This window comes from Paracidovorax konjaci, assembly GCF_900112675.1.
Classification (GTDB): domain Bacteria; phylum Pseudomonadota; class Gammaproteobacteria; order Burkholderiales; family Burkholderiaceae_C; genus Paracidovorax; species Paracidovorax konjaci.
The window spans coordinates 316,105-329,779 of the sequence record NZ_FOMQ01000005.1; the positions used below are offsets into that span (position 1 = coordinate 316,105).

Below are 13,675 nucleotides of genomic sequence, written 5' to 3' on the forward strand. Positions count from 1 at the left end.
CCCTGTGTTTCCATCCCTTGCCCCTGAAAGCCTGCCATGCCGTCCCTCACCCTGAGCTTCCAGAACAACTCCACCATCGCCGACGACAGCGTCTACATCGGCTTCTGGGGAAGCACCCTCAACGCCACGCTCAACGGCTCCGCCATGGCGGCCGACACGTGGTATGCGCTGGACACCATCACCAGCCTGACCCTCGGCGCCACGACCAGCGGGCGCATCTATGTGGGGTACGGCATCGATCCCGCGACCACCGACCCCAACAGCTCGGTGCTGGCCGGCAACACAGATCGCTTCGACAAGTTCGAGCTGACCTTCGACGGTACGAGCTACGGCGTCGCCGATCTGACGGCCATCGATTTCTGGAGCATTCCGATGAGCCTGTCCACGCAGCTCAAGGAGCAGGCCGTGGCCCAGCTGGACGGAGTGAAGGCCGGCGCCAGCGTAAGCGGCATCTGCACCGCGCTGAGCCAGCTCAGCCAGCCCGTGCGGTCCACGGCCACCGCCAAAGGCATCGTCGTGGCCTTCGCGTCCCAGGGCACCCCGCTGCCTGCCGGCGTGCAGACCGCTCTCACCCAGCCGGCCTCCGCGGTCGTCTCCGACGCCCAGGGCGGCTTCGTCCGCGTGATCGGGCCCAACAGCTACCCGCCCTTCGGCGACCCCGCCACCGGTGCCTACCCCGGCCTGCCGTTCACGCCCTACGACACCTTCGCCGGCTATTTCACGGACCTCATCCACACGTTCGGGCCGGGAACCGCCTCGCCAGTGCCCGGCTTCGCCAAGCTGGGCAACGGGAAGATCGCCCACCTCCAGGGCCGGTTCGCGGGCAACCCGCAGGGATCGGGCACGGCCTGCCAGGCGCAGAGCTACGACCTGTGGGCCCACATCGATGCGCGGTGCAACCTGGCCATCACCGGCAAGACGAGCCTGCTCAGCCATGTGTCCATCGCCATCGCGCACTGGGATCTTCTCGATCCCGCATCCTGCTACGGGGCCAATCCCACGTTCTCCCTGGACGGCGGCGCACCGCAGACCCCGCAGAACGACGTGTTCGCCTGGATCCTCGGCGACTTCTTCGCGGGGCTGAACATCGGTGCGATCGGGTCGGCGGAAAAGGTCGGCCAGGAGGCCGTGGGCGACATGGCCAGCTCGGACTGGTTCGAGAAACTGCCGCCGCAGGGCCTGCTGTTCGACAAGCTCTGGGGCGCGGGCGTCACCGACCACTGGAACACCTGGGCCCAGGCGCTGAACCCGCTGTCCGACGCCTACAACTTCGCCTTCGCGGAGCGCTTCTCGGCACCGCTGATCTCGCTGGACCCGGCCCGCGTCGACACGCTCACGCTGACGCTGCTCGATGCCAGCGTGGCGCCGTCCTGATCTCCGCGCAGCCGCAACCCTGGTCCGCCGCCGGGCACCCCCGCAGAAAAGAGAGAAGGCCGGCCGTTCCGCACCGGAATCGGCCGGCCTGCCCGCCAGTGCGGTCAGCGCGAGAGCGCGTCCGCCGTCGCGGTATCGAGCCGGCCCGTCACGGGCAGGCCCTTGTCCTTCTGGTAGGTGCGCAGCGCGTTCGCCGTCTTCGGGCCCATGCCGCCGTCCGGCGCGCCCACGTCGTAGCCCAGCGCATTGAGCCGCGACTGCGCCTCGCGCACCGACATCGCCGTGCCGGCCTTCGTCTGCGACGGGGCCGCGCCGCCGTCCACGCCCAGCCGGCCGCCGCCGCCCAGGCCCTGGCCGCGCACGCTCTGCGCCTTGTAGTTGCGCAGCGCCACCACCATCTGGTTGTAGGCATCCATGAACGCGGCCGTGAGCACCTTGCCCTGCGAGGTGTTCTGGTAGCCGCCCAGCGTTCCCCCGGCCGAGCCGCCGAACAGGCCGCCGAAGCCCGCGAAATCGCTCTTGGAGGCGCTGCCTTCCGACACCGACACCTGCACGCCCGAGCGGTTGTCCACCAGCGTCAGCATGGCGCTGGCCTCGCGGGTCTTGAGCGAGCCGCCCAGCGCGCCGATGGCGCGGCCGCTGCCGCCGCCGACCAGCGCACCCAGCGCACCGCCGATACCGCCCGCGTCGCTGTTGGAGAAGATGATCTCGGGCGACATCGCATAGTCCGACGCCACCATCTGGCCCTGGCCGAAGTTGCTGCCGCCGCGCATCTCGCCCGACTGCATGATCGCGCGCTCGCGGTTCATGGCGCCCATGCCCGCGGCGCTGCGCTCCACCACCACGAAGCAGTTGGACTGCTGCACCAGCAGGCGCAGCAGGTTCGCCGTGGGCGGCAGGCGGTATTCGTTGCGCAGGATGGTGTACCAGCCCGCCTGCTGGTTCTCCACCAGCGAGACCGTGCCCAGCGGCGATGCGCAACGCTCCAGCTGCGAGCTCGCGTTGGCCGAGGCTTCGCCGGCGGCGGCGCCGGTGGCCACGGTCTTCGATTCCGCGCTGCCCATGCGCATGTTGGTGGTTTCGCAGCCCGCCAGCAGCACGGCGGCGCAGGCAGCGGCCAGCAGGGTCAAGGTCTTTCGAGACATGGATTGAATTCCTCTGGGATAAGAAGACGGGGGGATTCGAAGCAGCGCGCCACGGCATGCCCGCGGAGGCGGCCCGCCGCTCGAGCGGGCCGGGCCCGGTGGCGGCGCCGGATCATAGCGCCGCCCCGCCAGCCGCGACAGGGGGCAGGCGGCCCACCCGGTAGACCCACACCGCATGCCCTCCGGGTGGCCGCAGCACGGCCTGCGGCGTGGCGCCCGGGATCTCGAACGCGAGGCTCACCAGCCAGGCATCGGCCGCCATCTCGGCGCGGGCCTTGGCGGCGGCGCGGGCCATGCTCTCGGGCCGCTGGAAGAGGTAGACCATCGGATAGGCGCCCCAGCCCGCGCGCCAGATGTCGCCGCGCCGCACGCGGGCCCAGGGGCAGCGCAATGCGCACAGGCAGCGCAGCGGCCAGCTCCACTCCAGGCCTTCCAGCCGCACGGCGGGATAGGCCGAGCGCAACGCCCGCAAGCCGTCGCCCAGGCCGCAGCCGGCATCGAGCACGCGCGCTCCCGGGTCCAGGGGCGCGGCGCGTTCCAGGCCGGCCAGCGCACCGCGGGGCGTGGGAAACAGCGGCGCATCGCGCCACGCATTGAGCGGATACACCAGCAGCAGCACGCCCAGCGGCGCGAGCCAGGCCCAGGCCGGCACCTGCGCGGCCCCCGCCAGCAGGAACGACAGCGGGAAGCCCGCCGCGATGAAGCCCTGACGCCACCGGGTGCGCCCCAGCAGACTCGCGGCCAGCCCGACCGTACAGCCCGCGAGCCCGGCGCCCCACCACGGCAGGCCCGCCGGGCCGCTCGACAGTACGAAGGCGAACCATGCGGCGGCCCAGGCCAGGAGGGCAGGCAAAGGCCAGGGCAGGGACAGGCGCATGGATCGGAAGGAGGGGGAAGGCTTGGACGCCGGGCATGGCCCGCACGGCAGGCGGCACGCACCGCAGTGTAGAGAGCCCCGGGCCCCTCCTACAATCCCCGGCTGCGCTTGCGGCCCGCGGGCCGGTGCAGCGCCCTCGCCGTCCCATCCCTCCCGACTCTTCACAACGACCCAAGGGCTTTCGTGCGTTCGCCTTCCGATCCATTGCCGCCGGCCATGCCGCCTTCCCAGGAGCCCCCTCTGGTGGTCGACCTCGATGGCACGCTGCTGCTCACCGACATGCTGCACGAGACCTCGCTGCAGCTGGTGCGCGACGCCCCCTGGAAGGCGCTGGCGCTGCCCCTGTGGCTGGCGGGCGGGAAAGCGGCCCTGAAGCGCCGCATCGCGCAGCAGGTGCGCATGGCCGTGGCCACCCTGCCCTACAACCAGCCACTCGTCGATTGGCTGCGGGCGCAGCGTGCCAGCGGCCGGCAGGTCGTGCTCTGCACGGCATCCGACCAGGTGCTGGCCGACGCCATCGCGGCGCACCTGGGCTGCTTCGATCTCGTCATGGCGAGCGATGGCGCGCGCAACCTCGCCGGCGCGGCCAAGGCCGCGGCGCTGGCCGAGCGGTTCGGCGAACGCGGGTTCGATTACGCCGGCAATTCGCGCGCCGACCTGCCGGTGTGGCGGCGGGCGCGCGCCGCCATCGTCGTGAACGCCCCGTCCGCGGTCGCCCGCCAGGCCGAGGCGCACGGCAACGTGCAGCGCAGCTTCCCGCCCGCGCGCGCAGGCCTCTCCGCCTGGCGCAAGGCGCTGCGCCTGCACCAGTGGATGAAGAACCTGCTGCTGTTCGTGCCGCTGATGGCCGCGCACCGGATCGGCGACGGTGCCGCCTGGATGCAGCTCGTGATGGCCTTCGTGGCCTTCGGGCTCTGCGCTTCGTCGGTCTACCTCGCCAACGACCTGCTGGACCTCGAAAGCGACCGGCAGCACCCGCGCAAGCGGCTGCGGCCCTTCGCGGCCGGCACCCTGCCGGCCTGGCAGGGCGCGGTGCTCGTGCCCGTGCTGGCCGGCGCGAGCCTGTGGCTGGCCTGGGCCACGGCGCCGGCCTTCCTCGGCTGGCTGCTCGTGTATTTCGGGACCACCTGGGCCTATTCGCTGGCGCTCAAGCGCTGGGCGCTCGTGGATTGCGTGGCGCTCGCGGTGCTCTACACGCTGCGCCTCGTGGCCGGTTCGGCGGCCGTGGCGCAGCCGCTGTCGTTCTGGCTGCTCGCGTGCTCGGGCTTCCTGTTCCTCTCGCTCGCCTTCGTGAAGCGCTATGCGGAGCTGCTGGTGCAGCAGGCCGCGGGCAAGACGCAGGCCCACGGGCGCGGCTATCTGACCTCGGACGCACCCATCGTGCAGAACCTGGGCGTGGCCGCCGGCTACACGGCCGTGGTCGTGCTCGCGCTCTACCTCAACAGCGACACGGTGATGACGATGTACCGCGCGCCCGAACTGGTCTGGGCCACGGTGCCGGTGCTGGCGTTCTGGGTGAGCTGGATGTGGCTGCGCGCGGCGCGCGGCCAGATGCACGACGACCCGCTCGTCTTCGCGTTCAAGGACCGCGCGAGCCTCGTGGCGGGCTCGGTGTTCGTGCTCGCGCTGGCCGCCGCCGGCCTGGGACGGCCGTGGTAGCGGTGCATTCCTGGGGCCGCCTGCGGGCGGCCGAGCACGCGCTGCATCCGCTGGCGGACCATCCGCCGGCGCGCCTGCCGCTCTCGGCCGGGCAGCACGGCCTGGCCTACGGCATGGGCCGCAGCTACGGCGACGTGTGCCTGAACCCGGGCGGCGCGCTCTGGGCCACGCGCGGGCTGGACCGCTTCATCGCCTGGGACGAGGCCACGGGCGAGCTGACCTGCGAGGCCGGCGTGCTGCTGCGCGACATCCAGCGCACCTTCATTCCGCGAGGCTGGATGCTGCCCGTGACGCCCGGGACGCAGTTCGCCACCGTGGGCGGGGCCATCGCCAACGACGTGCACGGCAAGAACCACCACGTGCACGGCAGCTTCGGCGACCACGTGCGCGCGCTGCAGTTGCTGCGCACCGACGGCCTGCTCGTGCGCTGCGGCCCCGAGCTGCGGCCCGACTGGTTCGCCGCCACCGTGGGCGGGCTGGGCCTGACCGGCGTCGTCACGCAGGCCACGCTGCGCCTGCGCCGCGTGGCCGGGCCCTGGCTCGATACCGAGACGATCGCCTACGGCAACCTGCAGGAATTCTTCGCGCTCGCCGATGCCTCGGAGGCCGGCTGGGAATACACGGTGTCGTGGATCGACTGCCTCTCGGGCCCCGAGGCGCGCGGCATCTTCATGCGCGGCAACCATGTGCAAGGCCCGGTGGCCTCTGCGCCGCCCGCACCCGGGGACCGCAGGCGCACCGTGCCGTTCACCCCGCCGTTCTCGCTGGTCAACCGCTGGAGCCTGCGGCCCTTCAACACGGCCTACTACCACCTGCACCGCCAGCGCGCGGGCCGGCGGCTGCAGCACTACGAGCCGTTCTTCTACCCGTTGGACAACCTGCTCGAGTGGAACCGCATCTATGGCCGCCGCGGCTTCTACCAGTACCAGTGCGCGGTGCCGCGCGAGGGCGGCGAGGCCGCCATCGCCGCGCTGCTGCGCGAGATCGCCGCGTCGGGCCAGGGATCCTTCCTCGGCGTGCTCAAGACCTTCGGTGAGCGCGCGCCCGCGGGCATGCTGAGCTTCCCGATGCCCGGCGTGACCCTGGCGCTGGATTTTCCCAACCTGGGCGAGCCCACGCTGCGGCTGTTCGATCGGCTCGACGCCGTGGTGGCCGCAGCCCGCGGACGGCTCTATGCCGCCAAGGACGCGCGCATGCCCCGCACGCTGTTCGAGGCCGGCTACCCGCGCCTGGCCGAATTCCTGCCCTACCGCGACCCCCGCATCCGCTCGGCGATGTCGCTGCGGCTGCTGGGCGACTGACCGCCCTGCCCTGTTAGTTCTTTCCGCCAACGACCGCACGGCCGTTCCGCCTCCCCACTTCTGACCGACATGCCCGACACCTCCATCCCCCGCACCATCGCCATCGTCGGCGCCACCTCGGCCATCGCGCACCAGTGCGCCCGCCTCTGGCTCGCCGCCGGCGGCGTGGACCGCCTGGTGCTCATCGGGCGCGACGGCGCCAAGCTGCCGTCCGTCGCCGCGGACCTGCAGGTGCGCCAGCCCGGCACGCGCATCGAGGCCATCGCCGGCGACATGCTGCAGCCCGCCGCGATCACCGACACGGTGCGCCGCATCTGCGCGGACGGCGTGCCCGACCTGGTGCTGATCGCCCACGGCAACCTGCCCGACCAGCCCGCCTGTGAGGCCGATCTCACGGCAGCGCAGCAGGCGCTGGAAGTCAATGGCATCTCGCCCGTACTCTGGGCCGAGGCTTTCGCGGGAGCGCAGCATTCCCAGGGGCGCGGGCGCATCGGGATCATCGGCTCGGTGGCGGGCGACCGCGGCCGGCAGTCGAACTACGTCTACGGCGCGGCGAAGGGCCTGGTCGAACGCTACGCCGAAGGCCTGCAGCACCGGCTGGCGGCCACGGGCGTGCGCGTGAGCCTCATCAAGCCGGGCCCCACCGACACGCCGATGACCGCCCACCTCAAGGCGCGCGGCGCGCGCCTCGCGACCCCCGACGAAGTGGCCGCTGCCATCGTGCGCGGCATGGCGCGCGGCGCGCCCGTGGTCTACGCCCCCGCCAAGTGGGCGCTCATCATGTGGGTGATCCGCAACCTGCCCCGCGCGGTGTTCCACCGCATGAAGATCTGAGCCCCCGATGACCGACCGCGCCCCGATCCCCGCGCCGGCCTGGCGCCGCCGCCTGCCGCTCGCGCTGCTGCTGGCCTTCGCCGCCGTCTACGCCCTTGCCACCGCGGTGTCCGCCTGGCGCACCTACACGGCCGTGCCCATCTGGGACATGTGGGGCGCGCTGGAGTTCTACGCCGACGTGCAGCGCGGCGCGGGATGGAACGCATGGTGGCGGCTCTTCAACGAACACCGGCTGGTGCTCGCGAAAGCGCTGTTCTGGATGGAATACGCCTGGTTCGGCGGCCAGCAGGTGTTCCTGATCGCCGTCAACTACCTGCTCGCGGGCTGCGGGGTGCTGGTGCTGTCGGCCTTCCTGCGCGCGCGCCTCGGCGGCCTGCCGCGCAGCGCCTGGGCGTTCGGCACGGTGCTGCTGGCCGTGTGGCTGTTTTCGTGGGTGCAGAAGGAAAACCTGACCTGGGCCTTCCAGAGCCAGTTCTTCCTGGCGCAACTGGTGCCGCTGGCCGGCTTCTACTGCCTCTACCGCGCAGCGCGCGGCGCCGGCTCGCCGGGCTGGTTCTCCGCGGCCTGCGCGCTGGGCGTGCTCAGCGTGGGCACGATGGTCAACGGCGTCATGGCCCTGCCGATGATGGTGCTCTATGCGCTGGTGGCGCGCCTGGGCTGGCGCCGCACGGCCGTGCTCGCGTTACTGGCAGCGGCCTGCGTGGCCGCCTACACGGTGGATTACGCCGCCCCCGCCGCGCACGGCGGCGGCGTGCTCGCGACACTGCGCGAGCGCCCGCTGGACATGCTGCACTACACGCTGATCTACCTCGGCAGCCCGTTCCAGCACTTCACGCGGCACACGGACGCCGCATGGCTGGTGGTGGCGCGCGTGTTCGGCGCGCTGTTCGCGCTGCTGGCGCTGGCGCCGCTTCCCCGCGCGCTGCGCGAGCCGCGCGCGCACCGGCTGGAACTGGCGCTGCTGACCTTCGTCGCCTATGTGGGCGGCATCGCCTTCGCCACCGCCGGCGGGCGCCTGCTGTTCGGGTTCGACAGCGCGCTCTCCAGCCGCTACACCACCCCCACGCTCCTGGCCTGGGCCGCGCTCGCGGTGCTGCACGCGCCGCGGCTCGCGGCCCTGCGCGGCGCCGCGCGCGCCGTGGCCACCACCCTGCTGGTCCTGCTGCTGGCACAGATGCTCGTGGTGCAGACGCGCGACGTGAAGCGCAACGACCATGCCCACATGCGCATGACCGGCGCGCTGGCGCTGCAGATGGACGTGAAGGACGAACGCCGCATCGGCATGCTGATCTGGGATCCGGCACTGGGCACGCGGCTCGCGCGCATCGCCACCCCCATCCATGCCGGCGTCTTCGGCCTGCCGGCGATGGCCGCCGCCGAGCATGCCGTGGGCTCTCGCGCCGAAGCCCTGCCGGCCCGCTGCCATGCGTTCACCGACCTGGTGGAGACCCTGCCCGGAGAGCCGCGCTTCGTGCGCGTGCGCGGCGGGCTGCTGCCCGAGCCGGCCGGCACGCTCCCGGAGGCCGTGCGGCTTGTCGCGGCCGATGGCACCGTCACCGGCTACGGCCTGCCCGACCGGTGGCGCAAGCGCACGCCGCCCGCGCCCGCCACCGGGCCCACGGACCGCTACCTCATGTTCACGGCCTACCTGCAGGTGCCGCCCTCGGGCGTCCTGCCGGCCGCGCTCACGCTGCAGGCCCCCGGCACGGCGTGCGCGGCCCCCCTGCCGCTGACACCGGCCGTGCCGGCGCCCTGAGCGCCGCGCGGCCCCCCGCTTTCTCCGACCGATGCACCCATCCTCTTCCATGAAGCACACCACCAAGATCGTCCTGCCCGGCGGGGCCGGCCTCGTCGGCCAGAACCTCGTCGCGCACCTCAAGCTCCATGGCTACGCCCATCTCGTGGTGCTGGACAAGCACACCGCCAACCTCGAGATCCTGCGCCGCATGCACCCGGACATCGTGGTCGAGCATGCCGACCTCGCCGAGCCCGGCGACTGGGAGCGCCACTTCGAGGGCGCCGACGCCGTGGTGATGCTGCAGGCGCAGATCGGCGCGCCGCAGGCCGAGCCCTTCGTGCGCAACAACCTCACCTCGACCGAGCGCATCCTCGCGCTCATCCAGCGCCACGGCATTCCGCAGACCGTGCACATCAGCTCCTCGGTGGTGGAGTCGGTGGCGCAGGACCACTACACCGACACCAAGCGCGCGCAGGAGCAGATGGTGCTCGCGAGCGGCATCCCCTGCGTGGTGCTGCGGCCCACGCTGATGTTCGGCTGGTTCGACCGCAAGCACCTGGGCTGGCTCTCGCGCTTCATGCGCAAGGTGCCCGTGTTCCCGATCCCGGGCAGCGGCCGCTACATGCGCCAGCCGCTCTACGCGGCCGACTTCTGCCGCATCATCGTGCGCTGCATCGAGGAGCGCCGCGTGGGCGGCGTCTTCAACATCACGGGGCTGGAGAAGGTGGATTACATCGACATCATCCGCACCATCAAAGCCGCCACGGGCGCGAAGGCGGCCATCGTGAAGATCCCCTACGGCCTCTTCTATCTGCTGCTGAAGGTCTGGGCGCTCTTCGACCGCGACCCGCCCTTCACCGCCGACCAGCTCAAGGCCCTCGTGGCGCACGACGAGTTCGAGGTGATCGACTGGCCCGGCATCTTCGGCGTGCGCGCCACGCCCTTCGCCGAGGCCATCCACGAAACCTTCCACCACCCGGAGTACAGCCGCGTGGTGCTGGAGTTCTGATGAGCGCCACCCCCGACACCCCCTCCGCCGGAGCCGCCGCGCCCGGCCAGCGCATCGCCGTGCTCGGCGCCGGCCCCATGGGCCTGGCCGTGGCCTACCAGCTCGCGCGCGACGGCCACCGCCCCGTGGTCTTCGAGGCCGACGACCGCGTGGGCGGCATGACCGCGATGTTCGACTTCGACGGCCTGCCGATCGAGCGCTACTACCACTTCCACTGCACCTCGGACCACGACTTCCTGAAGGTGCTGGACGAGCTGGGCCTGGCGGACAAGATGCGCTGGCGCGCCACCCGCATGGGCTACTGGTACGGCAAGCGCCTGCAGGCCTGGGGCAACCCCGTGGCGCTGCTGCGCTTCCGCGGCCTGGGCCTGGTGGCCAAGTTCCGCTACGGCCTGCACGCCTTCCTGTCCACCAAGCGCACCGACTGGAAGCCGCTCGACGGTGTCGAGGCCACGGGCTGGATCCGCCGCTGGGTGGGCGCCGAGGCCTACGAGGTGCTCTGGCGCCGCCTCTTCGACTACAAGTTCTACGACCACGCGGGCAACCTCTCGGCCGCCTGGATCTGGAGCCGCATCCGCCGCATTGGCCGCTCGCGCTACAGCCTCATGCAGGAAAAGCTCGGCCACCTGGACGGCGGCTCGGCCACGCTGCTGGACGGCATGGCCGCCGACATCCGCGCCCACGGCGGCGAGATCCGCCTCGGCACGCCCGTGACGCAGGTCCGCATGGAGGCGGGCCGCGTGCAGGGCGTGGAGACGGCGCAGGGCTTCGAGGCGTTCGACAAGGTGGTGAGCACCGTGCCGCTGCCCTATGTGCCGCGCCTCATGCCGGGCCTGCCGCAGGACGTGCTCGCGCGCTTCGCGGCGCTCAGGAACATCGCCGTGGTCTGCGTGATCGCCAAGCTGCGCCGCCCGCTCACCGAGAACTTCTGGCTCAACGTGAACGACCCGGACATGGACATCCCGGGCCTGGTCGAATACAGCAACCTGCGCCCGCTGTCCGAATCCATCGTCTACGTGCCGTTCTACATGCCCGGCGAGCACCCCAAGTACGCCGAGCCCGACCAGGCCTTCCTGGACAAGGTGAAGCGCTACCTGCGCACCATCAACCCCGCGCTGCAGGACGGCGACTTCCTCGCGATGCGCGCGAGCCGCTACCGCTACGCGCAGCCGATCTGCCCGCCCAACTACCTGGAGGGCCTGCCGCCCGTGCAATTGCCCGTGCAGGGCCTCTGGGTGGCCGACACCTCGTACTACTACCCCGAAGACCGCGGCATCTCCGAGAGCATCGGCTTCGGCCGCCGCATGGCGCGCGACGCAGCGGCCGTGCGCCTGGACGGGCCGCGGCCGTGATCGCCGCCTTCCGCTCGCGGCAGTTCCTGGCCTTCCTCGTGACGGGCGGCGTGGCCGCGCTCGCCAACTTCGGCTCGCGCATCGTGTTCAGCCAGTGGATGCCGTTCTCCACCGCGGTGATCGCGGCGTACTGCGTGGGCATGTGCACGGCCTTCGTGCTCGCGCGCGCCTTCGTCTTCAAGGCCAGCACGCAGTCCACGCACAAGTCGGCAATGTTCTTCGTGCTGGTGAACCTGTTGGCCGTGGCACAGACCTGGGCCGTGAGCATGGCCCTGCTGAAGTGGCTGCTGCCCGCGCTCGGCACCACGACCTTCGCGCCCGAGATCGCGCACGCCGTGGGCGTGGTGGTGCCCGTGTTCACGAGCTACCTGGGCCACAAGCGCTGGTCCTTCGCCGAAAAGCCCGCGCAGCCCGGCGCCCCCGGCTGACCGCGCGGCCATGACCCCGCGCGCCGCCCTCGCCGCCGCCCTCGCCTGCACGGCCGCCTACGTGGCGGCGCTGGTGTGGGCCGATGCGCACAACCAGGTCTTCGCCCAGTTGCCGCGCGTGGCCGCCTGGGTGCCCGGCATGGCGGCCATCTCCTTCGCCTCGTACGGCCTGCGCTATGCGCGCTGGCAATGGCTGCTGCGCCGCGCGGGCCACCGCGTGCCGGGTGCGGCGGGGTTCGCGGGCTACCTCGCGGGCTTTGCCTTCACGGCCACGCCGGGCAAGGTGGGCGAGCTGGTGCGAGCGCGGTACTTCGCGCGCTGGGGCGTGCCGGCCGCGCGCACGCTTTCGGCCTTCGTCTACGAGCGCGCGTTCGACCTGATCGCGGTGGCGCTGCTCGCGGCGCTGGCCATTCCGTCGATGCGGCTCTTCGGCATCGTGCTGGGCTTCGTGGCGGGGCTGATCGGCGCCGTCGCGGTGGTGGCCGCGCGCCCCGGCGTGCTGCTGCGGCTCGCGGCCCGGCTGCGCCGGGCGGGCTGGCGGCGCACGGCGCGCGCGGGCCGCACGCTGGCGCGGGGGCTGGCGGGCTGCCGGCTCTGGCTCACGCCGCGCGACATCGCGGTTTCGTTCGCGCTCGGGCTCGCCGCGTGGACGGCCATCGCGGCGGCCTTCGCGTGGCTGCTGCAGGGCCTGGGCACCGCGCTGCCGCTGGCGGCCGCGCTCTCCACCTACCCCACGGCCATGCTGGCCGGCGCGGCATCGATGCTGCCCGCGGGCATCGGCACCACCGAGGCCACCATCGTCGCGCTGCTGGCGCTGCATGCCGTGCCGCTGGGCACCGCGGCGCTCGCCGCCGTGGGCGTGCGCTTCGCCACGATGTGGTTCGCCGTGGCCTGCGGCTTCGGTGCCATGGCCTGGCTGGAGCGCACGGGCCGCCCGCGCGCCGCCGCGGGCGAGGCGCATTAGAACGCCCGGGAAGGCCCTTGCGCCCCGGCGGGCACCCTCGGGGTCAGCCTTCCCTGCGCAGGCGTTCGATGAGGCCGTTGAGGGCCTCCAGCGAGCCGAACTGGATCGCCAGCTCGCCCACTTCCTCGGTCCGGCCACCGCGCTTGACGCGCTTTTTCACGCGCACCTCCACCTCGGCCATGAGCAGGTCGGAGAGTTCTTCCTCCACGCGCTTGAGGTCGCGCGACTTCGCATCCTTGCGCGCCTTCTGCGGCGCGAGGCTGAATTCGGCACCGATCTTCTTGACCAGCCCCTCGGCCTCGCGCACCGAGAGCTTGCGCGCCGCGATCTGGTTGCCGGCCGTGATCTGCGCGGCGCGGTCCAGCGACAGCAGCGCGCGCGCGTGGCCCATGTCGATGTCGCCCGCCATGAGCATGGTCTGCACGGGCTCGGCGAGGTTCAGCAGGCGCAGCAGGTTGCTGGCGGCGCTGCGCGAGCGGCCCACGGCCTGCGCGGCCTGCTCGTGCGTGAGGCCGAACTCCTTCACGAGCCGCGCGAGGCCCTGGGCCTCTTCGAGCGGGTTCAGGTCCTCGCGCTGGATGTTCTCGATGAGCGCCATCGCCGCGGCGGACTCGTCGGGCACGTCGCGCACCAGCACCGGCACCTCGGCCAGCCCCGCGATGCGCGCGGCCCGGAAGCGCCGCTCGCCCGCGATGATCTCGTAGCGGCCCGCGTTCTCGCCCTGCGCCAGCCGGCGCACGAGGATCGGCTGCATGATGCCCTGGGCCTTGATGCTCTCGGCCAACTCGTAGAGCGCGCCCTCGTCCATGCGGGTGCGCGGCTGGTAGATGCCGGGCACCATGTCGTCCAGCGCCAGCGCGGCAGGCGCGCCGGCGGCCGAAGCCCCCGCGGCGCCGTCCTGCGCACCGGACGGTTCCGCGACCTTGGGGCCGAGCAGCGCTTCGAGGCCGCGCCCGAGGCCCTTGGGTTTCTTGGTTGCCATGCGATGTGATCC

General features: G+C 72.2%; 12 protein-coding genes. 9 read left to right on the plus strand and 3 right to left on the minus strand.

The features are described from left to right. Positions 1-36 precede the first annotated feature (36 nt). The gene (locus BM144_RS09980) at positions 37-1,374 is read left to right on the plus strand and encodes a glycoside hydrolase 64/thaumatin family protein (protein ID WP_092951687.1); all 1,338 of its coding nucleotides are present in this window, start codon (positions 37-39) and stop codon (positions 1,372-1,374) included. A gap of 104 nt (positions 1,375-1,478) precedes the next feature. On the opposite strand, the gene BM144_RS09985 is transcribed toward BM144_RS09980, so the two are convergent. Both BM144_RS09985 and BM144_RS09990 read right to left on the minus strand, forming a co-directional pair. Continuing rightward, positions 1,479-2,519, minus strand: a complete 1,041-nt coding sequence (locus tag BM144_RS09985; protein ID WP_092951689.1) for a peptidoglycan-binding domain-containing protein — start codon at positions 2,517-2,519, stop codon at positions 1,479-1,481. A gap of 112 nt (positions 2,520-2,631) precedes the next feature. Continuing rightward, the gene (locus tag BM144_RS09990; protein WP_092951691.1) at positions 2,632-3,396 is read right to left on the minus strand and encodes a class I SAM-dependent methyltransferase; all 765 of its coding nucleotides are present in this window, start codon (positions 3,394-3,396) and stop codon (positions 2,632-2,634) included. A 216-nt stretch (positions 3,397-3,612) separates the two neighbouring features. On the opposite strand from BM144_RS09990, the gene BM144_RS09995 reads away from it, so the two are divergent. From BM144_RS09995 to BM144_RS10030, 8 genes are all read left to right on the plus strand, one after another. After that, positions 3,613-5,055 (plus strand): UbiA family prenyltransferase, encoded by a 1,443-nt coding sequence (locus BM144_RS09995; protein ID WP_092951693.1) that lies wholly within the window; start codon positions 3,613-3,615, stop codon positions 5,053-5,055. Continuing rightward, on the plus strand, positions 5,049-6,356 hold the full coding sequence (locus BM144_RS10000) for an FAD-binding oxidoreductase (protein WP_092951695.1): 1,308 nt from the start codon (positions 5,049-5,051) through the stop codon (positions 6,354-6,356). The genes BM144_RS09995 and BM144_RS10000 overlap by 7 nt, the downstream gene beginning before the upstream one ends. Positions 6,357-6,425: 69 nt before the next feature. Then, positions 6,426-7,190 (plus strand): SDR family NAD(P)-dependent oxidoreductase, encoded by a 765-nt coding sequence (locus tag BM144_RS10005; RefSeq protein WP_092951697.1) that lies wholly within the window; start codon positions 6,426-6,428, stop codon positions 7,188-7,190. Between the two features lie 7 nt (positions 7,191-7,197). Next, complete coding sequence (locus BM144_RS10010; protein ID WP_092951699.1) at positions 7,198-8,946, plus strand: hypothetical protein; 1,749 nt, start codon at positions 7,198-7,200, stop codon at positions 8,944-8,946. 49 nt (positions 8,947-8,995) lie between these two features. Continuing rightward, positions 8,996-9,937: an NAD-dependent epimerase/dehydratase family protein gene (locus BM144_RS10015; RefSeq protein ID WP_092951701.1), complete on the plus strand. Its 942-nt coding sequence runs from the start codon at positions 8,996-8,998 to the stop codon at positions 9,935-9,937. After that, positions 9,937-11,289 carry an NAD(P)/FAD-dependent oxidoreductase gene (locus BM144_RS10020; RefSeq protein ID WP_092951703.1) on the plus strand — a complete coding sequence of 451 codons (1,353 nt, stop codon included), beginning with the start codon at positions 9,937-9,939 and terminating at the stop codon, positions 11,287-11,289. Before BM144_RS10015 ends, BM144_RS10020 begins: the two co-directional genes overlap by 1 nt. Continuing rightward, positions 11,286-11,717 carry a GtrA family protein gene (locus BM144_RS10025; protein WP_092951705.1) on the plus strand — a complete coding sequence of 144 codons (432 nt, stop codon included), beginning with the start codon at positions 11,286-11,288 and terminating at the stop codon, positions 11,715-11,717. Before BM144_RS10020 ends, BM144_RS10025 begins: the two co-directional genes overlap by 4 nt. A 10-nt stretch (positions 11,718-11,727) precedes the next feature. Then, complete coding sequence (locus BM144_RS10030) at positions 11,728-12,681, plus strand: lysylphosphatidylglycerol synthase transmembrane domain-containing protein (protein ID WP_092951707.1); 954 nt, start codon at positions 11,728-11,730, stop codon at positions 12,679-12,681. A gap of 43 nt (positions 12,682-12,724) precedes the next feature. On the opposite strand, the gene BM144_RS10035 is transcribed toward BM144_RS10030, so the two are convergent. Next, positions 12,725-13,663 carry a ParB/RepB/Spo0J family partition protein gene (locus tag BM144_RS10035; protein WP_092951710.1) on the minus strand — a complete coding sequence of 313 codons (939 nt, stop codon included), beginning with the start codon at positions 13,661-13,663 and terminating at the stop codon, positions 12,725-12,727. Positions 13,664-13,675: the final 12 nt, after the last annotated feature.

Excerpts from the sequence above, each read along its gene's own strand:
- BM144_RS10015 (WP_092951701.1), top strand. The coding sequence starts at position 8,996 with ATGAAGCACACCACCAAGATCGTCCTGCCCGGCGGGGCCGGCCTCGTC.
- BM144_RS10020 (WP_092951703.1), top strand. The coding sequence starts at position 9,937 with ATGAGCGCCACCCCCGACACCCCCTCCGCCGGAGCCGCCGCGCCCGGC.
- BM144_RS09980 (WP_092951687.1), top strand. The coding sequence starts at position 37 with ATGCCGTCCCTCACCCTGAGCTTCCAGAACAACTCCACCATCGCCGAC.
- BM144_RS09990 (WP_092951691.1), bottom strand. The coding sequence starts at position 3,396 with ATGCGCCTGTCCCTGCCCTGGCCTTTGCCTGCCCTCCTGGCCTGGGCC.
- BM144_RS09985 (WP_092951689.1), bottom strand. The coding sequence starts at position 2,519 with ATGTCTCGAAAGACCTTGACCCTGCTGGCCGCTGCCTGCGCCGCCGTG.
- BM144_RS10030 (WP_092951707.1), top strand. The coding sequence starts at position 11,728 with ATGACCCCGCGCGCCGCCCTCGCCGCCGCCCTCGCCTGCACGGCCGCC.
- BM144_RS10005 (WP_092951697.1), top strand. The coding sequence starts at position 6,426 with ATGCCCGACACCTCCATCCCCCGCACCATCGCCATCGTCGGCGCCACC.
- BM144_RS09995 (WP_092951693.1), top strand. The coding sequence starts at position 3,613 with ATGCCGCCTTCCCAGGAGCCCCCTCTGGTGGTCGACCTCGATGGCACG.
- BM144_RS10010 (WP_092951699.1), top strand. The coding sequence starts at position 7,198 with ATGACCGACCGCGCCCCGATCCCCGCGCCGGCCTGGCGCCGCCGCCTG.
- BM144_RS10035 (WP_092951710.1), bottom strand. The coding sequence starts at position 13,663 with ATGGCAACCAAGAAACCCAAGGGCCTCGGGCGCGGCCTCGAAGCGCTG.